The organism is Actinoplanes sp. NPDC089786 (assembly GCF_040684855.1).
GTDB lineage: Bacteria > Actinomycetota > Actinomycetes > Mycobacteriales > Micromonosporaceae > Actinoplanes.
In genome coordinates this window covers 165,994-184,745 of sequence record NZ_JBFBGU010000004.1, presented here as the reverse complement: position 1 = coordinate 184,745, position 18,752 = coordinate 165,994, and the positions used below count along the sequence as shown (strand labels likewise).

General features: G+C 71.7%; 16 protein-coding genes and 1 pseudogene. 8 read left to right on the top strand and 9 right to left on the bottom strand.

Going from position 1 to position 18,752, the window contains the following annotated elements; translation table 11 throughout:
- Positions 1 to 1,113, top strand: a complete 1,113-nt coding sequence (locus AB0O15_RS17270; RefSeq protein WP_364319358.1) for a glycosyltransferase — start codon at positions 1 to 3, stop codon at positions 1,111 to 1,113.
- Positions 1,114 to 2,094: 981 nt separating this feature from the next.
- Here AB0O15_RS17270 and AB0O15_RS17265 read toward each other — a convergent pair.
- Positions 2,095 to 3,417 carry an MFS transporter gene (locus AB0O15_RS17265; protein ID WP_364319356.1) on the bottom strand — a complete coding sequence of 441 codons (1,323 nt, stop codon included), beginning with the start codon at positions 3,415 to 3,417 and terminating at the stop codon, positions 2,095 to 2,097.
- On the opposite strand from AB0O15_RS17265, the gene AB0O15_RS17260 reads away from it, so the two are divergent.
- The gene (locus AB0O15_RS17260; RefSeq protein WP_364319354.1) at positions 3,410 to 3,628 is read left to right on the top strand and encodes a hypothetical protein; all 219 of its coding nucleotides are present in this window, start codon (positions 3,410 to 3,412) and stop codon (positions 3,626 to 3,628) included. The genes AB0O15_RS17265 and AB0O15_RS17260 overlap by 8 nt on opposite strands.
- On the opposite strand, the gene AB0O15_RS17255 is transcribed toward AB0O15_RS17260, so the two are convergent.
- On the bottom strand, positions 3,625 to 5,100 hold the full coding sequence (locus tag AB0O15_RS17255; RefSeq protein WP_364319741.1) for a glycosyltransferase family A protein: 1,476 nt from the start codon (positions 5,098 to 5,100) through the stop codon (positions 3,625 to 3,627). The two genes, AB0O15_RS17260 and AB0O15_RS17255, sit on opposite strands and share 4 nt — an antisense overlap.
- 36 nt (positions 5,101 to 5,136) lie before the next feature.
- Positions 5,137 to 6,390: pseudogene (locus tag AB0O15_RS17250) on the bottom strand (glycosyltransferase family 4 protein); the annotation flags it as partial.
- A 135-nt stretch (positions 6,391 to 6,525) separates the two neighbouring features.
- Between AB0O15_RS17250 and AB0O15_RS17245 the strand changes: the two are divergent.
- Positions 6,526 to 7,473, top strand: coding sequence for a sulfite exporter TauE/SafE family protein (locus AB0O15_RS17245; protein ID WP_364319352.1), 948 nt, complete (start codon positions 6,526 to 6,528; stop codon positions 7,471 to 7,473).
- A gap of 66 nt (positions 7,474 to 7,539) precedes the next feature.
- Here the strand turns inward: AB0O15_RS17245 and AB0O15_RS17240 are convergent, their stop codons facing one another.
- The 4 genes from AB0O15_RS17240 to AB0O15_RS17225 form a co-directional block, all read right to left on the bottom strand.
- Complete coding sequence (locus tag AB0O15_RS17240) at positions 7,540 to 9,237, bottom strand: sulfatase (RefSeq protein ID WP_364319350.1); 1,698 nt, start codon at positions 9,235 to 9,237, stop codon at positions 7,540 to 7,542.
- A 96-nt stretch (positions 9,238 to 9,333) separates the two neighbouring features.
- Positions 9,334 to 10,587: an MFS transporter gene (locus AB0O15_RS17235; protein WP_364319348.1), complete on the bottom strand. Its 1,254-nt coding sequence runs from the start codon at positions 10,585 to 10,587 to the stop codon at positions 9,334 to 9,336.
- Between the two features lie 8 nt (positions 10,588 to 10,595).
- Entirely contained in the window at positions 10,596 to 11,492 is an 897-nt protein-coding gene (locus AB0O15_RS17230) for a siderophore-interacting protein (RefSeq protein ID WP_364319346.1), read from the bottom strand.
- 63 nt (positions 11,493 to 11,555) lie between these two features.
- On the bottom strand, positions 11,556 to 13,316 hold the full coding sequence (locus AB0O15_RS17225) for an ABC transporter ATP-binding protein (RefSeq protein ID WP_364319344.1): 1,761 nt from the start codon (positions 13,314 to 13,316) through the stop codon (positions 11,556 to 11,558).
- 72 nt (positions 13,317 to 13,388) lie between these two features.
- Here AB0O15_RS17225 and AB0O15_RS17220 point away from each other — a divergent pair, with 72 nt between their 5' ends.
- From AB0O15_RS17220 to AB0O15_RS17200, 5 genes are all read left to right on the top strand, one after another.
- Entirely contained in the window at positions 13,389 to 13,823 is a 435-nt protein-coding gene (locus tag AB0O15_RS17220) for a MarR family transcriptional regulator (RefSeq protein ID WP_364319342.1), read from the top strand.
- Positions 13,824 to 13,832: 9 nt separating this feature from the next.
- A complete protein-coding gene (locus AB0O15_RS17215; protein ID WP_364319341.1) occupies positions 13,833 to 14,630 on the top strand; it encodes a phosphatase PAP2 family protein in 798 nt (265 codons plus the stop codon).
- The gene (locus AB0O15_RS17210) at positions 14,572 to 15,180 is read left to right on the top strand and encodes a phosphatase PAP2 family protein (RefSeq protein WP_364319339.1); all 609 of its coding nucleotides are present in this window, start codon (positions 14,572 to 14,574) and stop codon (positions 15,178 to 15,180) included. The genes AB0O15_RS17215 and AB0O15_RS17210 overlap by 59 nt, the downstream gene beginning before the upstream one ends.
- 642 nt (positions 15,181 to 15,822) lie before the next feature.
- Positions 15,823 to 16,680: a hypothetical protein gene (locus tag AB0O15_RS17205; RefSeq protein WP_364319337.1), complete on the top strand. Its 858-nt coding sequence runs from the start codon at positions 15,823 to 15,825 to the stop codon at positions 16,678 to 16,680.
- A 63-nt stretch (positions 16,681 to 16,743) separates the two neighbouring features.
- Positions 16,744 to 17,793: a M20/M25/M40 family metallo-hydrolase gene (locus AB0O15_RS17200; RefSeq protein WP_364319335.1), complete on the top strand. Its 1,050-nt coding sequence runs from the start codon at positions 16,744 to 16,746 to the stop codon at positions 17,791 to 17,793.
- Here AB0O15_RS17200 and AB0O15_RS17195 read toward each other — a convergent pair.
- Together AB0O15_RS17195 and AB0O15_RS17190 are read right to left on the bottom strand one after the other, a co-directional pair.
- A complete protein-coding gene (locus AB0O15_RS17195) occupies positions 17,786 to 18,073 on the bottom strand; it encodes a DUF4873 domain-containing protein (RefSeq protein ID WP_364319333.1) in 288 nt (95 codons plus the stop codon). The two genes, AB0O15_RS17200 and AB0O15_RS17195, sit on opposite strands and share 8 nt — an antisense overlap.
- Complete coding sequence (locus tag AB0O15_RS17190) at positions 18,070 to 18,720, bottom strand: TetR/AcrR family transcriptional regulator (protein WP_364319331.1); 651 nt, start codon at positions 18,718 to 18,720, stop codon at positions 18,070 to 18,072. Before AB0O15_RS17190 ends, AB0O15_RS17195 begins: the two co-directional genes overlap by 4 nt.
- Positions 18,721 to 18,752: the final 32 nt, after the last annotated feature.

Genomic DNA, 18,752 nt, shown 5'->3' with positions numbered 1-18,752 from the left:
GTGGGCCGGCCCGTGGTGGTCTGGCGGAGCGCCCTGCTGCCCGGTTCCGAGACCTTCGTACGCAACCACGGCGCCTACCTGACCCGGTGGTCGCCGGCCTACCTCGGCGCCACCCGCATCACGTCGGCGTTGTCGCTGCCGTCCGACGTGATCGCGTTCCCCGACGGCAAAGGCTTCCTGCGCCTGCGGCTGACCGGTTCGTCGCCTCGTCTCGCGGCCGCCCTGCGTACGCTCAACCCCGCCGTGGTCCACGCCCACTTCGGCGGCGACGGCTGGCTGGTCGCCCGCGCGGCCGCCGCGGTCGGCGCCCCCCTGGTGCTGACCGTCCACGGCCACGACGTCACCCGCCAGCCCAACACCCCCGGCCCGCTGGGCATCCGCTATCGCCGCAACCTCCGCGACGTCTTCCGCCGCGCCCGCGTGATCCTGGCCGTCTCCGACCGCATCCGCACCCGAGCCCTGTCCCTGGGCGCCGACCCCGACCGCGTCCGCGTCCACCACACCGGCATCCCCCTGCCCGCGTCCCTGACCCCGACCACCCCACGCTGGGACGTGGCCTTCGTCGGCCGCCTGGTCGAGAAGAAGGGCGTAGCGGACCTCCTGACCGCCCTGCGCCGCACACCCGCCAAGGCCGTGATCATCGGCGACGGCCCCCTCCTGGCCGACCTCCGAGCCGCCGCCTCCGGCCTCGACGTCACCTTCACCGGCTCCCTGCCACCCGACGAGGTAGCCGCACATCTGGCCGCCTCCCGCATGCTCGCCGCCCCGTCCCGAACCGCCGCCGACGGCGACGAGGAGGGCCTGCCCACCACCATCCTGGAGGGCGCCGCCTACGGCCTCCCGGTCGTGGCGACCCGCCACAGCGGCATCCCCGAGGCCGTCCTCGACGGCGAGACCGGCCTGCTCGGCGACGAGGGCGACGTGGCGGCCCTGGCCGCCAACATCGAGCACCTCCTGGCCGACGACGCCTTGCGAGCCAAACTGGGCGCCGCCGGCCGCGCCCACGTGGTGGAGAACTTCGACCTGGTCAAGCAGTCCGCCAAACTCGAAGACCTCTACGACTCACTGGCGCAGAAAGCCATCCGCCCAGGCGCACCCCGGTCCGTTGCATGATCCAGCCCCGGTGCTGGTGACGCCGGGCAGACACAGCAGGTCGTGGACCAGCGCGGCCACCTCCGCGACAACCTGATCGGCGCCGGTCACGCATGAGCAAAAGGGCTTCGCCGAATGCTCACGACACTCGGCCTCGTGCCGGCCGGTGTGCCGACCGGGTCGTGATCGCCTCAACCTCGCGATCATGCCGGCTTGAGGCTCCCGGCTCGAGGCGGAGCTGCATGCCATGCTCGCGTCATGTCACTCGACCGGCGTGAGCTGGAGAAGCTGTCACCGGCTGCCAGGTCCAGGTTTACCGCCCGCTCCGCTGGAGGCACGCCTCAATCAAACACCAGGACCACCGCGGAAAGACCGACGACGAACTCCCGTACACCAAGGTATTGATCGAACTAACCGATCGGTATGAGCTGGCCGCGGAGCATGACGAGTGGGGCGAGAAGCCCGACATGTTCCTGCGAAGCGCCGTTACAGCGCAAGGGCCGCGCTGAGCTCGTTCGGTCCCGCGTCGCAGAGTCCCGGAGCCGCTGCGGTCGCCGTCTCCGCCGTCTCCGCCGCACCGCCGCAGCGGTCATCGGAACCCGTGCCGACTGTCCCTCCACAGCGGACATCCTCGCGGCGCTTTGCTCTGAGCACATACGTGCACCACCGCGGCCCTTTTGCTCTGAGCGCGTATAGGCAACACCCGGCTCCACGCGAAGGCGCTGATCACGCTGCCCGTCATCCGCGACACGCCGGGGTGACACGCCAGCTCTGAGCGCGTATAGGCAACACCCTTGTTCCTGCTCTGAGCCCACGTAGGCATCGCCTGCCAGAGCGAAGGCCGAGGTGATGCGCCTATGTGCTCAGAACAAATGGGTGTTGCCTATACGCGCTCAGAGCAAAAGAGCCCCGGGGAGAAGATGGCGACGGGTGACGGGTGACGGGTGACGGGTGACGGGTGACGGGTGACGGGCGACAGGCGACAGGCGACAGGCGTCTGCGTCAGGGCTGGCGGACCGGGACGTCGAGGCCGGCCGCGCCGTACACCTCGTCGGCCTCGACCTCGGGGACGGTGAGCTTGGGTGGCTGCGCTCGGGGGAGGGCTCGGGCGACCACCACGGCGGCGATCGCGGCCAAGGCTGCGCCGACCATGAAGACCGTCACGAGCTGGGACTCGCGGGGGAGCGGGACCGGGCCGGCGATCGGGTTGCGGGTCATCATCGTTACCACGAAGGCGGTGCCGAGGGACATGCCGACCGAGCGGGCGATCGAGTTGACGCTGTTGGCGATGCCGGTTTCGGCCGGCTCGACCTGGGCGACGATCAGGGCGGGCAGGGCCGCGTAGCCGAAGGTGACGCCGGTGTTGACCATCAGGGCGCCGACGATGACCTGCCAGGTTGACGCGTGCAGCGCGGCGAGCATGGTGAAGCCGGCGCCGGCCAGCACGGCCGCGATGACCAGGGTGGATTTCGCCCCGAAGCGGGCGACCAGACGGCCGCCGAGGGGCGCCGAGATGATGCCGCCGGCCGTGCCGGGGAGCAGGTAGACCAGGCTGGCGGCGAGCACCGAGGCGCCGAAGCCGTAGCCGGCGACCGCGGGCGGCGTCTGGACCAGGGCGGAGACGGCCAGGAAGACGGCGAACATCGAGAAGCCGAGGAACAGGCCGGCCGCGTTGGCCACCACGATCGCGCGGTGGGTGAGCATCCGCGTGCTGACCAGGGGGTGCGTGACCCGGCGTTCGAACCGGACGACGCCGACGAGGACGATGACCGCGCCGGTCAGGCAGCCGAGCACCGGGACCGAGCCCCAGCCCCAGCCGTTGCCCTCCTCCAGGGGGAGGAGCAGCAGCACCAGGCCGAGCCCGAGCAGGGCGGCGCCGGCCCAGTCGAGGCCGCCGGTGGCCACCCCGGCGCGGCGGGGGAGCAGCCAGACCCCGGCCAGGCCGACCGCGGTGAGGGCGGCGGCCAGCCAGAACAGCTGGTGGTAGTCGCCGCCGTCGCGCATCAGCAGGCCGGTGACGGCCAGGCCGAAACCGGCGCCGACCGAGAGCATGCCGCTGACCAGGGCCATCGCGCCGGTCAGGCGCTGCGGCGGTAGTTCCTCGGGGAGCAGGCCGATGGCCAGGGGGAAGAGGCCGAAGCTGGCCGCCTGGGCGACCCGGCCGGCCAGGAGCAGGGGGAGGCTGGAGGTGGTGGCGGCGAGCACCGAGCCGAGCAGCACCACGATCAGCACGCCGAGTATGACGGGACGCCGGCCGTGCAGGTCGCCGAGCCGGCCGAGCATGGGGGTGAACACCGTGGCGGCGAGCAGGTTGGCGGTGACCACCCAGTTCAGCGCACGCATCGCGCGTGACGCGCGGGCCGGCCGGACCGTGGGCGGCCGGCCCGACCTGCTCGCCAAGCTCGCCGTCCATCTGCGCAGCATCACCTTCGCCGAGGTGTACGCGAACCCGGGTGCCTTCGATGAGGAAGAGCTGCTCGACACGCTCACCGACGGGATCCTGCGCCTCGTCTACGGCAAGACGCCGGGAAGCTAGCGCTTGGTGACGCGGGCGGCGATCTGCCGTGCGTTGAGCGGGATGACCGAGATCAGCAGGCGGCCGGACCCCTCGGTGACCAGGGCGACGACCGACGGGCGGCCGGCCAGCAGCACCCGCGGGCGCGGCCGGTCGAGCTTGGTGGCACGCAGCGCCGCCCCGCCCGCCGCGCCGGTCGCGTTGAACCGGCCCGGCGCCTTCATCGGGTCGTACGCGCCGACCTGGGCCGACAGAATCCGGCGCTGGCCGGTCGTGTCGCTGGCGGCGATCAATGCGGGCAGGTCGAAGCGGATCTCCACGCGCTGGCCGGCCCGGCTGACCCGCGCCTCGATCTCCTCGGCGCCGGCCGACAGGTCGGCCGCGCCGTTGCCGGTGGCGGTCAGCACGAGCTGGTCGCGGTGCCAGACCGCGGCGGTGACGTCGAGCTTCGCGTCCCAGTCGGGCATGCTCGTGACGTCGAAGTCCTCGTCCGGGAGGCGACCGAAGCCGGGGTACGCGGCATAGCGCCGGCCGCCGCGCTCGACCGTCTTGGGCAGGCCGTGCTTCGCGTCCTGCCGGATCACGGCCAGCAGGTCGTCGAGGTCGCCGTCGCGCGCCACGGTCAGCCGGACGCGGGTCTCGGGCGCCAGTTGCGCGGCGATCTCGTCGGTCAGGTGGTCGGCGGCGATCGAGCCGATCGAGTCGTGCACCATCTGCTGCGTCGCCCGGTCCAGCCCGAGCAGATCATCCTCGAGCAGCCGGGCCAGCTCGTGGTCGAAACGCCGGACCATCAGCGCGTCGCGTTTCTTGCCCGCGGGGAGCAGCTCGGCGACGTACCCGACAATCTTTTCGGCGGTCTGCACCCGCAGCGGTTGCCGGCTCTGATAGGTGACGTTGGTGCCGGAGAACCGGCGTACCGCGTAGTAGAAGTCGTACCCGGTCAGCACCGACACCCGCCGCGCGTGGAAGCACGCGGCCAGCGTGAACGGGAAGTCCGAGCCGATCCGCATGTCCTCGCGGTAGCGGATGCCGACGGAGTCGAGCAGCGACCGGCGGAACAGCTTGGTGTTGGCCAGCGAGCGCGGCAGCGGTGAGTCGAAGAGGTCGAGGTCGGCCTCGTCGCGGACGAAGATGTCCTGGAAGATGTGCCGGCTGTTGACGCCGACCACCTTGCCCAGCAGCACGTCCGAGCCCCACTCGTCGGCCGCCGTGACCATCCGCTCGAGCGCCTCGGGGCCGAGCCGGTCGTCGGCGCCGGCGAAGAACACGTACCGGCCGGTCGACGCCTCCAGGCCGCGGTTGAACGGCTGGGCCGGGCCGCCCGAGTTGGGCTGGTGCACCACGGTCATCCGGCCGGCCCACCGCCGGGCGAACCGGTCGAGTTCGGCCCCGCTGCCGTCGGTCGAGCCGTCGTCGACCGCGACGATCTCCATGCCGGCCGGTCCGATGCTCTGCGCGGCCAGCGATTCCAGGCATTCGGTGAGATAGGGCATGACATCGTGTACGGCCAGCACGACGCTGACGTCCGGCGGGCCGAGCAGCCGGTGGTAGAGCGCGTCCAGCTTCTCGGCCTGCGCGGCCCAGGTCCAGCCGGGCAGCGGGCTGTCCGGCCCGTCGTAGACGGCCCGGTAGCGCGCGGGATCGGCGAGCACCTCGCGGGCGGCGCGAGCCAGGTCGGCCGAGTCGCGGGCCCGGAACACCTCGCCGACGCCGGTCTCCCGGACCGTCCTGGCCATCGTGCGGACGTCGCTGACGATGATCGGCAGCCGCGCGTGCGCGTACTCGAAGAACTTGGTGATCAGGGCGATCTCGTGGTTGGGCCAGTGGTGGATCGGGATCAGCCCGGCGTCGGCCCCGGCCAGGAAGCGGGTGACCTGGTCGTACGGCACGTAGGGGACGGCGTGCACCCGCTCGTGCCGCGGCGCTTTCGAGGGGTCTTCGACAACCAGGGCGAGGTGTACGCCGGGAAGCTGGTCGATCGCCTCGACGGCGTCGGCGATGCCCCGCTGCGGTGACGCCGACCCGCTGTAGACGAGCAGTTTCGTCTCGGGGCCGACCCCGCACAGCTCGCGGAGGTCGGGCACGTCATCGGCCGGCTCGCCGAACTCGGGCGCGTTGAGCAGCACCCCGGGCGTGGCGGGCAGGTGGTGTTCGCGCTGGAGCAGCTCGGCCAGCCCGTCGGAGACGGTGACCACGGCGTCGGCGGCGGTCGCGTACTCGTGTTCGTAGGCCAGGTGGGCCGGAAGCCAGCGGGCGTTGTCGCGGCGCGGCCGGGCCCCGGCCAGGAACTCGTGCGCGTCCCAGACCAGCCGCACCGGTCGGCCGGCGGCCCGGGCGCGTTCCTTGGCGCGGGCGCCGACGCCGAGCATCCGGGTGTCGTGGGCGTGGATCAGGTCGGGTGCGAGCTCGTCGATGACCTGGCCGAACGCCTTCTCGTAGGTCCACAGCCCGGGCTCGAGCCGGCGCCACGACCGGTCGCCGAGCGTCGCGCCGTAGTAGCGCACCTGGGCCAGCTCGACCGGGCGCCGGGCCAGCCGGGCCGTCCGCAGCGGCAGCCCGCCGCTGGCGAGGAGGCGTCCTTTGAGGCCGCCCGGTCCGCCCGGACCGGCACCGCCGCCGCCGTCGAGCGGCAGGAGCCGCACCTCAGCGTCACCGAGGCGCCAGCGTTCCTCGGCCGCGGTCGGGGAGCACCCCAGCAGGGTGACTTCCCAGCCCGCGGAGGCGGCCGACCTCGCCGCCTTCTGCACCCGGGAGTCGCCCCGCACACCGTTGTCCACCAGCATCACGACGCGACCGTTAGGCATGATGCGGCGATTCTACGGGTGCGGCCGCGGGTCCATCAGCCGGGACGCCCTATTGCTCTAAGCCGACTGGCAGGGTAGGAATTAGAAAACCTACTGCCCCGATGGGACCGACTCATGAGAAAGCTGATCCTGCTGGCCCTGGTCGGCCTCGGCGCGCAACTCGTCGACGGCAGCCTCGGCATGGCCTACGGCGTGACCTCCACGACGCTGCTGCTGGCCATCGGCACCAACCCGGCTGCCGCGTCGGCCACCGTCCACCTGGCCGAGATCGGCACCACGCTGGTGTCCGGCGTCGCGCACTGGCGGTTCGGCAACGTCGACTGGAAGGTCGTGCTCAAGATCGGCGTGCCGGGCGCGATCGGCGCCTTCGCCGGCGCCACGTTCCTGTCGGGCCTGTCCACCGAGACCGCCGCCCCGCTGATGTCGATCATCCTGCTGGCCCTCGGCCTCTACGTCTTCATCCGCTTCACCACCCAGGGCCTGCCCAAGGGCCACCTGGGCAAGCCGCTGCGCAAGCGGTTCCTGGCCCCGCTGGGCCTGGTGGCCGGCTTCGTCGACTCCACCGGTGGCGGCGGCTGGGGCCCGGTCGGCACGCCGGCGATCCTGGCCAGCGGCCGGCTCGAGCCCCGCAAGACGATCGGCTCGATCGACACCAGCGAGTTCCTGGTCGCGATCGCGGCCAGCATCGGCTTCATCGTCGGCATCGGCTCCGAGGGTGTGAACTTCGCCTGGGTCCTCATGCTGCTGCTCGGCGGCGTCATCGCGGCGCCGATCGCCGCGTGGCTGGTCCGGCTCGTCCCGCCGCGGGTGCTCGGCTCGCTGGTCGGCGGCGTCATCATCCTGACCAACATCCGCACGCTGCTGCGCAGCGACTGGATCGACGCGCCGGACGCCGCCCGCTACACGGTCTACGGCGTCATCTACGTGGTCTGGGCGGCCGCGGTCGTCTACTCCTTCCTCCAGTACCGCAAGAACGCCGACGAGGAGAAGGCGATCGTCGCCGAGGCGGAGGCCGCGGCCCACGGCGGCGAGCCGGAGGAGCGCGCGAAGGCCTCGGCCTGATCGACGAGGCTCATGAAGGGGGCGCTGGGGGCGTCCCCCTTCATGCATCGGATGGCGGAAGGGACGTCACCGGCTGAAGGTGCCGAGGAACATGTCGCGGAACTGGTCCATCCGGGCGGCCGGCGTGCTGGGCAGCGGCTTGAGTCCGGACGACCATTGCCACCCGCCGGCTTTGTCGAGCACCGCCGGGTCCTTGGCGACGATGCTGATCGGCACGTCCCGGCTGGCGTTCTGCCCGGTGATGATCGGGGACGGCTGGTGGTCGCCGAGGAAGACCAGCACCAGGTCGTCGTCGCCGTACTTCTGCACGTAGGACACCAGGCTGTCCACCGAGTACTGGACCGAGCGCAGGTATTCGGCCTTGACCCGCTTCTCGTCCTTCCACACCTCGCCCGGGCCCGGGTCGTTCGCGGTCATCGGGCCGAAGATCGAGCCGTCGCCCAGCTGGTCCCAGTCGACCAGGTCGGGGATCGGCGCCCACGGCGTGTGGCTGGACACGAAGGTGATCTCGGACATCAGCGGCGCCCGGTCCCGCTTGCTGTGCTCCAGCTGCTCGAACCGCTCCAGGGTGAACTGGTCGGGCATGGTGGCCCAGCTGAACTTCGGGCCGTGGTAGTTCAGGGCCTGCTCGCCGTAGATCTGGTCGTACCCGTAGAACCGGCCCTCGGGCCACGCGTAGGTCAGGCCCGGCTCGACGCCGACGGTCCGCCAGTCGCCACGGCCGAAGGCGCTGGTCAACGTCATGCGGTCGCTGGCTGTGAGCGTACGGTAGCGGGATTCGTTGTTGATCCACAGCCCGGACTGGAACGTGGAGTGGGCCAGCCAGCTGCCGCCGCCCGCGGTCGGGGACGTGAGCCAGCCGCTGCGGGTGCCGTAACCGGCCGCCGTGAGCTGCTCGGTGCCCCTCTTGAGGGTGGCGTCCATGCCGGCCGCGTAGTCCGGGTCCTCGACCGCGCTGCGCCCGTAGCTCTCGATGAACGTGAAGATCACGTCCTTGCCGGCCAGGCCGCTGAGCAACTGGTCGGGCGGGGTGGTGCGGAACTTGTCGACCGACGCCTCGGCCGCGAACGCCTGCTTGTCGCGGATCCCGTCGGGCACCTTCTGCGCGGTCTCGCGGGCCAGCGTGACCGCGGCGTCCGACGAGATGAACACGGTCGAGACGAAGTGGCTGCCGAGCAGCGCGAGCACCACCCAGGCGGCGCTGAGCGCGAGCACGCTGCGTTCGGCCGCCGGGCGGTGCCGTTCGGCGAAGCGGGTGGTCCGGAGCACGGCCCAACCCATCAGCACGGGTACGCCGAGGAGCACGAGACCGGCGCCGACGGCGGCGAACTTGGCCAGGGTGTCACCGATCGAGTCGCCGAGGAAGCTGAGGCCGTCGTCCAGCAGCACCCAGTCGAGCACCGGGTTGAACGGCCGGGCCAGCGCCGCGTAGAAGCCCATGTCGATGACCTTGACCACGGTCAGCAGGCCGAGCAGCACACCGCCGGCGACCGCCGCGACCCGGCGGACGCGGGCGGGCAGCACGAGCAGCACGGCGATGCCGATCAGCGCCTCGATCGGGATGCGGATGAACGCCTGAGCGGTGTTCGACCCCTCGGGGAGCCGGCTGACGTTGTTCGGGGTGGCCAGGGCCAGGAACACCAGCACGCCGGCCAGGGCGGTGAGCGCACCCGCGACGACGCGCCGCCAGGTGGGCCGCTTCACGCCGGCTTCCGGGGTCATCCGATCCTCGGACCGCTCGGCGGACAGGACGGGAACAGACACAGAACCAGATCCTTCGGTACGAGCACGCGCGCGGCCGGGCATGTGCCGCACATACCTAGTACGACACCTGTCCCGAATCGGTTCAGGCCGCGCTGGTCATCGGACATTCCCGTCCTTTCTGAGGGCGATGGCCACGATAACCGCACAACCCAGCGTGATCACGGCGACCACGGAAAGCAGTAACGGGTAGCCGGCGCCGGCCCCCGCGATCGCGGCGAGAACAACCGGGAACGCGAAGCCGACGTACGTGATCGACCAGTACACGCCGGTCAGCGCGGCCAGGCTCCCGGGCGGCGCCATCGTCTGCACCTCGACCAGCCCCGAGACGATGCACACCCCGTAGGCGACGCCGAACAGCAGCGCCGCCACGCCCACGCCCAGCGGCGCCGGGTCGGCCGCCAGCAGCAGGGCGGCGACCGCGAACACGCCCAGCCCGGCCACGCCCTGACGCCCGCGCAGCAGCCGGGCTAGCCGTGGCACCCAGGGCTGGACGCCGGCCCCGGTGACCAGCGTGAGCACGGCCAGCAGGGTGGCGAAGGCGATGCCCAGGTCGCCGGTGCGGTCGGCGACCAGGGCCGGACCGACCACGAAGGCGAGCGCCGGCGCCCCGAACACCCACGGCGCCATCGGCGCCACCACCCCGGCGAAGCGCCGCCATCCGCCCGGCGGCAGGCACAGTGACGCGTATAGGTGCGCAGAGCTGCTCTGCGCACCTATAGGCAACAGTCCCGCGGGAGCCGGCGCGGGCCCGGGGGTGCGGGCGTGTGGCCCGGGGGTGCGTGCGTGTGGCCCGGCGGTCTCCAACGCGCGGCTCAGCGGGACGGCGGCCAGGAGCGACAGGGCGATCTGCACCGCGTACGGGAGGATCGTCGGCGCCGGGCCCCACTGGGCGAGCGCGCCGGAGACGCCCGCGCCGAGCCCGAAGCCCGCGGTGAGCGTCAGCGAAGCGCGCCGGGCCTGGGCCGGTGGGTCGGCGTCGTGCTCGGACAGCTCCTTGATCCAGCTGGTGCCCGCGACCATCGCCGCGGCCACGCTGACCCCGCAGACCAGCCGCCCGGCGCACATCCAGAGGACGCTGGTGTGCCCGGTCATCAGGATGACGCTGCCCAGCACGCCCAGCCCGAGGGCCACGGCCACGGTGCCGCGGCGGCCGTGGCGGTCGGCGATCGGGCCGGTGAGCAGGAAGCCGGGGACCAGCCCGAGGATGTAGAACGCGAAGAACAGGTTCACCTCGACCTGGCTGTAGCCGTCGACCCGCCGGTAGAGCAGCAGCAGCGGCGAGAAGTGGTTGCCGCCCCAGGCCGCCATCAGCACCGCCGGGGCGGCCGCACGCCAGATCGTCTTGGTCACGGCCTCATTTATAGGCCGAGGCGGGCCAGTTGCTCGTCGTAGCGGATCTCGATCTCACCGAGATCAGCGTCACTCTCCCAGATCGCGTCCAGCGCGCTCCTGGTCTCGGCGTCGAGCGCCGCGTAGCGGTCGCGCCACTTCTCGGCGCCGTCGGTCCAGTAGCCCACGGTCTTGTAGGCGGACGACGGCAGCCCCAGCTCGCGCCGCAGATAGCGGCGGACGCCGCGCAGCTCCTTGGTCTCGCCGGCCACCCAGATGTAGCCGATGCCCTCGGCCGGGGTCCGGATCGAGCGGACGACCTGTTCGAGGCGGCTCGGCCCGTGCCCGTTGCCGCCGTAGATCCAGGTCACCTCGACGTCGGGGGTGGTGGTGAGATCGAGGTGGTGCGCCGGGTCGGGAACTTCCAGGATCGCCCGGGTACGCACACCGCTCGGCGCGTTCTCGATGAGGCGCGCGGCGGCCGGGATGGCGGCGCAGTCGGCGACCAGGAACTGCCAGCTCAGCCCGGCCGGCGCGTCGTACATGCCGTCCGGGGTGTTGAGCCCGACCAGGTCACCGGGCCGGGCCGACCGGGCCCACTCGGCCGCGACACCGCCGTCGTGGACGACGAAGTCGACGGTCACCTCGCCGGTGGCCGGCTCGAAGTCGCGCACGGTGTAGGTCCGCATGGTGGCGAGGTCGATCGAGTCGTAGTCGAGGCAGCCGTCGGTGACCGTCGGCAGGAGCGGCGCCTCGCCCCGCCGCCGCGGGAAGATCAGCCGCAGGTATTCGTCCCCGACGCCCGTGGTCGCGTACCCGGAAAGGCCGGCGCCGCCGAACACCACCCGCCGCATCCCCGGCGTCAGGTCTTCGGCCCGCACCACCGTGCCGGTCCAGACTCGCATCGGCAACGTGGTCCCGCTCATCCGAAGCACTCCATCCCTCGAGGCCGCTGTCACGCGCTCCCCGCCAGGATAGGTTAGGCAACCCTATGCGGCGAGGGCGGCGTAGCGGCCGTCGGCCCGGACCAGGGACTGGTGGGTGCCGGACTCCAGGACGCGACCGTGGTGCAGGACCGCGATGCGGTCGGCGTCGCGGACCGTGGAGAGGCGGTGGGCGATCGTGATCGTGGTGCGGCCGCGGGACAACTCGTCGAAGGCGGCCTGCACGGCCCGCTCGGTCGTCGTGTCCAGGGCGCTGGTGGCCTCGTCGAGGACCAGGATCCGTGGGTCGCGCAGCAGCGTGCGGGCGATCGCGATGCGCTGCTTCTCGCCGCCGGAGAAGCGGTGGCCGCGGGAGCCGACGACCGTGTCGTACCCCTCAGGCAGATTGCTGATCAGGTCGTGGATCTGCGCGGCGCGGGCGGCCCGCTCGATCTGCTCGTCGCTCGCGCCGGGGCGGGCGTAACGCAGGTTCTCGCGCACCGAGGCGTGCAGCAGGTAGGTCTCCTGGCTGACCACGCCGACGATGCCGGCCAGGTCGGCCAGGCTCATGTCGCGCAGGTCGACGCCGTCGATCGTGACCCGGCCGGCGGTGGGGTCGTGCAGCCGGGCGATCAGGCCGGCGATCGTGCTCTTGCCCGAGCCGGTCGCGCCGACCAGGGCCAGCGAGGTGCCCGCCGGAACGTCCAGGGTCACGCCCTCGACGGCCGGCCCGGGGCTGCCCGGATAGGTCAGCGTCACGCCCTCGAGCCGGAGGTGGCCGGCGACGTGGGAGACGTCGGCGGGGTGGGCCGGGTCGTCCACCTCGACCGGGAGGTCCAGGTATTCGAAGATGCGGGCGAACAGCGCCAGCGACGCGGTCACCGAGACGCCCACGTTGAGCAGCTGGGTCAGCGGGCGGAACAGCGCGGTCTGCAGGGCGGTGAAGGCGACCAGCGTGCCGATGCTCATCGCGCCCGCGCTCATCGGCAGGCCGGCGCTCAGGTAGATGACCGCCGGGATGGCCGCGAAGATGATGCTCATCGTCGCCATCCGCCACCGGCCGGCCAGCTCGGAGCGCAGCTCGAGGTCGATCAGCCGGGTCGACGAGTCGGTGAAGCGGCGGACCAGTTCCGGGCCGGTGTGCATGGTCTTGCTGAGCTGGATGCCGCTGATCGACAGGCCTTCCTCGACGGTGACGTTGAGGTCGGCGAGCTCGCGCTGGCGCTGGGCGGTGATCGCCCGGCGCATCCGGGCGACCCGGCGCGACAGCAGCACCGACGGCGGGAGCACCACCAGCGAGATCAGCGTGAGCTGCCAGGACAGCGCGATCATGGCGACCACGGTGGCGAGCACGGTGGTCAGGTTCGAGGCGATCGAGGTGGCCGTCGAGGTCACCACCGACTGCATGCCGCCGATGTCGTTGGTGATGCGGGACTGCACCTCGCCGGTGCGTGTTCTGGTGAAGAAGGCCACGGACTGCCGTTGCAGGTGTCCGAACACGTCGATGCGCAGCCGGTGCATCACCCGCTGGCCGATGGTGGTGGCGATCCAGGTCTGCACGACGCCCAGCGCGGCGGTCACGGCGGCGACGGCGACCATGCCGGCCACCAGCCAGCTCAGCAGCCGGAGATCGGAGTGGGGGAGCGCGACGTCGATGACCTCGCGCAGGAGGAAGGGCTGGGCCATGGCGATCACCGAGGCCGCGACGATGATCGCGGTGACGACGGCGAGCTGGGCCCGGTGCGGGCGGAAGAGCCGCCAGATGCGGCCGAGCGAGACCTTCTTGGCCTGCTCCTTCTCGATGTCTTTCTGCTTTCGCCGGTCCAAGTGTGGTCCTTTCACTTTGATGAGGTTACCTCAACATGAGGTTACAGCTCATTTCGCTGCTACGCTATTCCCGTGTCTGAGCAGGGTTTGGGCGAGCTGTTCTGGTCGGTCGCCCGAGAGATGCGTACGCGTACGCGGGACGCGCTGGAGCCGTGGGCGATCACCCCGGCCCAGTCGCGGGCGCTGCGGGTGCTCCTGAGCGACGAGCCACATCGGCTGGGCGACCTGGCCGAACGACTGCGCATCGCGCCGCGCTCGGCCACCGAGGTCGTCGACCACCTGGAGCGCCGTGGGCTGGTCGAGCGCCGCCCCGACGCTGCCGACCGCCGGGCCACGCTGATCGTGCTCACCGGCAAGGGGCGGGCCGCCGCGGACGACATCCGGGAGGCGCGGATCGAGGAGGCGGACCGGTTCTTCGACCGGTTGAGCGGCGACGACCGGGCGGAACTCGGGCGGATCCTCCGGAATCTCGTCGGGTCAGGTGAACATCAGTCGTCCAACGGGTAGCCATGCGGTGTGGTGCGTACCGTCTCGTTGCGTCTGAACGTCGTCGCGGCTGCTGTGGCCGTCGTCCTGCTGATGCCGTTCGCCCTGCTCGCGATCTTCGTGGCCGGTCGCTGGGCGCCGCTGCGATCGTTCGACCTGGTGGTCAGCGACGCGGTGCACGTGTGGGCCGTGAACCATCCCGCGGTGGTCGACGCCATGCAGGTGTGGAGCCTGGTGTTCTCGCCGATGGCGCTGCGGGCCGGCGCGCTGATCCTGGTCGTCTGGCTGTTCCGGCGGCACCGGTCGCGCGCCGCGTGGTGGGTGATCATCGCGATGACCGCCGGCGGCGTGGTCGCCGCCCTGCTCAAGCTGGTGGTGGAACGCGACCGGCCGTCGTTCCTCGACCCGGTGGCGCGGGCGGCCGGCTACTCGTTCCCGTCCGGTCACGCCACCAACGCGGCGCTGACCTGCGCGGTCTTTCTGGCGATTCTGCTCCCGTACGGCCGGGGACGGCGCTGGCTGTGGGCCGCCGCGGTGGTGGTGACCGCGGTGACCGGGCTCAGCCGGATCGGGCTCGGCGTGCACTTCACCAGCGACGTCGTGGCCGGGTGGCTGCTCGGGGCGGCGGTGGTCGTCGCCATGGTTCCGGTGCTTGACCGAAGATCGACCTGGGTAAGAACGCCGCGTGCACATAGCGTTGCAGGCTCTGAAACGGGTGATCGCCCCGATCGTGATCTGGCTCGTCGTGATGATCTGCATCGGTCTGCTGGTGACGAAGGTGCTGTCGAAAGACTGGCCGTTCACGATCGAGGACGCCGTCAACCGTGACTTCGCGGCCGCCCGCACCGGCGACTGGAACGGGGTGACCGGCTTCTTCAGCCTGGTCGGCAGCACCCCCGTGATCATCGGCGTGGCCGTCCTCGCGGCCGTCGTGCTGCGCCTGCGCCTGCACCGCTGGCGCGAGTCGATCTTCCTGTGCCTGGCCGTCGCCGCCCAGGCCGTCGTCTTCTTCTTCACCACCCTGGCCATCGACCGCGCCCGCCCCGCCGTGCCCAAGATGGACGTCTCCCCGCCGACCAGCAGCTTCCCGTCCGGCCACACCTCGGCCGCGGTGGCCCTCTACGCCGGCCTGGCCCTGGTCCTGTCCCTGCTGCTCAAGCGAGCCTGGCTGAAGGCCGCGTGCTGGCTGCTGATCCTGGTGCCGGTCGCGGTGGCCGTCTCCCGCCTCTACCGGGGCATGCACCACCCCAGCGACGTGACCGCCTCCTTCGTCAACGGCGCCGTCTGCGTCACCATCGCGGCCCGGGCCCTCCTCGACCGCACCGTGACCTGGACGAAGTCCTTCCACCGGGCGAGTCCGATGTCATCGACGAGCTGAGCCGCGGCGTCGAGATTCAAGATCAAGAGCCCGGTGTCATCGACGGGTTGAGCCTCCGCGCGGCGTCGAAATTCAAGATCAAGAGCTTGATGTCGTGCCTGGGTGGGTGGTGCTGACCGTCGCTCCCGCCGGGGCCGGGCGCGCGGCTCCAAGGCCGCGGGGCGGCCAGAACAGAGCCGCGCACCCTTCATTCTGCGTGCGTGGCCACCCTCCCGACGCTTCGCGCCCCAACCCCGACGCTTCGCGCCCAACTCCGACGCTTCGCGTCCAACCCCGGCGTACGCGTCCGGGGAAGTGTCCCCGAATGCTCGTTCGCCATAGCGAAATGTGCGGCGGCCGCGGCGGAGCGCGGATCAATGGGCTTTTCGGCGGCCGTTCCGGTGGCGTTCTGCCGAGCGATTCGGCTCGCGGGGTCGGGCCGGCTCAACCTTTCTTGTCTCTTAATTGCCGCCGATGTGGGGTGCGTGTGAAGCCGCTGTGAAGTCCCTGATCCGGGTGACTGAGCTGGGCAGACGCGGCATGTGTTGGGGGCCGGGGCGCGTTGTGGCCGATTTTCCGTTCGTGGAAACGGTGAACCGCTCCGAGGGCGGGCCCGTAAGTCCCCAGCGAAGAGACATCGACGTCCAGCGACGAGGAGTGATGATGAGTCTGCGTTACCGAAGGGGCAACCGGGTCAACCGTAAGGCGATCGGCGCGGTTGTGATCGCCGGCGTTCTGGTGGCCGGCGGCTTGACGGGTGTGCAGCTCGCGTCCGCCGGGGAGACCAAGGCCGCGGATGTCGTGGTCGTGGACGGGCAGCAGTTCGACGTGTCCCAGTGCACCAAGCTGGAGATCAACGGCGGCTCGGTGGTCTGTGACGGCGAGGAGCTGGCGCCGGTCCAGGACCAGGGCGCCGCCGAGGCCGCCGCCGCGTCGGCGCTGGCCCTCGAGACCGCGTGCGACACCTTCGCGGTCGACCAGGCCGCCGCCGACCAGGAAGCCGCGGGCCAGGGCGAGGAGGCCGGCGAGGAAGCCGATGGGGCCGGCGAGTCCGCCGCGCCGGAAGCGCCGCCCGCCGCCCAGGCGGCCAAGCACAAGCCGAAGATGGGCGAGCTCCAGCGCTCGCTGAAGGGCGCCGTCAAGCGGGCCAAGGAAGCACGCAAGGCGGCCCGCGAGGCCGGCCAGGACCGCAAGGGCGGCAAGGGCAAGGGCGAGGCCGGCCAGGGCGAAGAGGCCGGCGCCGGCGAGGAAGCCGGTGCGGGCGAGGAGGCCGGTGCGGGTGACGAGGCCGCGGCCGACGTCGACGCCGCCCGGGCCACCCTGCTCCAGTCCTGCTTGGACCTGGCCGTGGCCAAGGCCGCGGCGGGCGAGGCCGGCGCGGGTGAGGAAGCCGGCGACGACGCCGGTGCGGGCGAAGATGCCGGTGCGGGTGACGAGGCCGGTGCGGGTGACGAGGCCGGTGCGGGTGACGAGGCCGGCGCGGCCGACAAGGGCAAGGAAACCGCCCCGGCCAAGAAGTAGGCAACCAGCACGGCGAACGGGCGCGGCCACCACGGCCGCGCCCTTTTCCGTACGCTCGGGAAGGTGAACCTGGACGCCCTGCTGGAGCGGGCCGAGGCCCTGATCGCGATCCCGTCCACCGCCGACCGCCCGGCCGACCTGGCCCGCGCCCTCGACCTGGTCCTCGACGTCGTCGGTCCGGGCTTCGCCGTCCGGCGCTTCGAGTCCCGCGGCAAACCGAGCGCGCTGGTCACCACCGAGCCCGGCCGGCTCGACGCACGAGTGATCCTGAACGGACATCTGGACGTGGTGCCGGGAACCCCGGACCAGTTCGTTCCGGTCAACGACGGAACCCGGCTGCACGGCCGCGGCGCCCAGGACATGAAGGTCGCCGCGCTGGTCCTGGCCACCGTCTTCCGCGAAATGGCGCCCATCCTCCCGTACCCCCTCGCCCTGCAGTTGGTCTGTGACGAGGAGGTCGGCGGCTTCGACGGAACGGCACACCAGATCGAGCAGGGCGTCACGGCCGGTTTTGTGGTGATCGGCGAGCAGAGCGGCCTGCGCGTGGTGACCGAGTCGAAGGGCCTGCTCCAGGTGCGGCTGCGAGCGACCGGGCGGGCGGCCCACGCGGCGTACCCGTGGCTCGGCGACAACGCCCTGACCAAGGTGACGCGGGCGGTCGAGGCGATCCTGGCGCGCTATCCCGTGCCGAGCCGGGAGGAGTGGGTGACCACGGTCAACGTGGCCCGGATCGCCACCGGCAACGCGGCCGTCAACCAGGTCCCGGCCGACGCGACGGCGTGGCTGGACGTGCGCTTCCCGCCCGAGGACGGCCGCACCGGTGAGCAGATCGCCGCCGACCTGGAAGAAGAAGGCGTCACGGTGACCATCGACTCGGTGGCGCCACCCCATCACGCCGACCCCGAGTGCGACGAGGTCCGGCTGCTGAACCAGGGCGAGCTGCTGCGGAAGCACGGCGCCGCGGACGGCCGGTTCTACTCGGCCCGCGGCATCAACGCGGTGATCTTCGGCCCGGGCGGCGACGGCCAGCACGGCCCGGCCGAATACCTCGACATCGCCACGGTCGAGCCCTATTACCGGGCGCTGCGCGAGTTCCTGACCAGGGTCAGCTGAAGTCGGGCCAGGGCGGGAACCCGGTGCCGGACAGGCGGATGCCGCCCCACGGGTCGGGCTCGCCGACCTTGGCCCGGGTCGGTGCGCCGCCGACGATGGTGACCGTGGCCTCGCGGAAGCCGGCCCGGTAGGCGGCCACCAGGGCGTCGTCCGGCGCGGCGCGGCCGGCCCAGCGGAGTTGTCCTTCGAGCGGCTCGAAGTGGGCCGACAGGCGCACGGCCAGCGCGACCGACGAGTCGCCGACCCGGACGATGGCGTTGCCGCGGAAGTCCTCGCTCATTTCTTGACCGTCCAATCAGCCGGTGGGAAGTCGGGGGCCCGGTCGATGCCGGCGATGCCGCCCCACAGGAACGTGGTCAGGTAGTCGCTCAGGGCCGGCCGGCTGATCGGCTGCTGGCTGCGCAGCCACCAGTCGCCGACCATCTGCACGTAGCCGACGATGCCGTACGCCCAGGGCAGCGCCGGGCCGGAGTCGAGGCCGACCGAGCGCAACCGGTCGCCCAGGATGCGCGCCAGGCCGCCGGCCACCGTGTCGACCACGTCGCCGACCAGGTCGGGGCCGCGCTCGATGCCGGACGGGTGCACGACGAACCGGTACACGTGCGGGTCGCCCTCGATGTAGGCGAGATAGGCGTCGATCGCCGCGGTCACCACGTCGCGCTCCGCCCGTACCGCGGAAACAGCCGGACCGATCGCGGCCAGCAGGCCGGCCGCCGTCTCCTGGCCCACCGCCTGCCAGAGCTCGGTCTTGTCGGCGAAGTAGCGGTAGAGGACGGGCTTGCTCACCCCGGCGTGAGCGGCGATCGCCTCCATGCCGAGGTCCGGGCCCTGCGCACGGATCGCGGCGATGGCCGCGGCGGTCAGCTCGGCGCGGCGTTGCTCACGATGACCGGCCCAGCGTTGACTGCGACCGTCCGGAGAGTTCATAGTACGAAAAGTAACTGTTACCCGAGGTAACA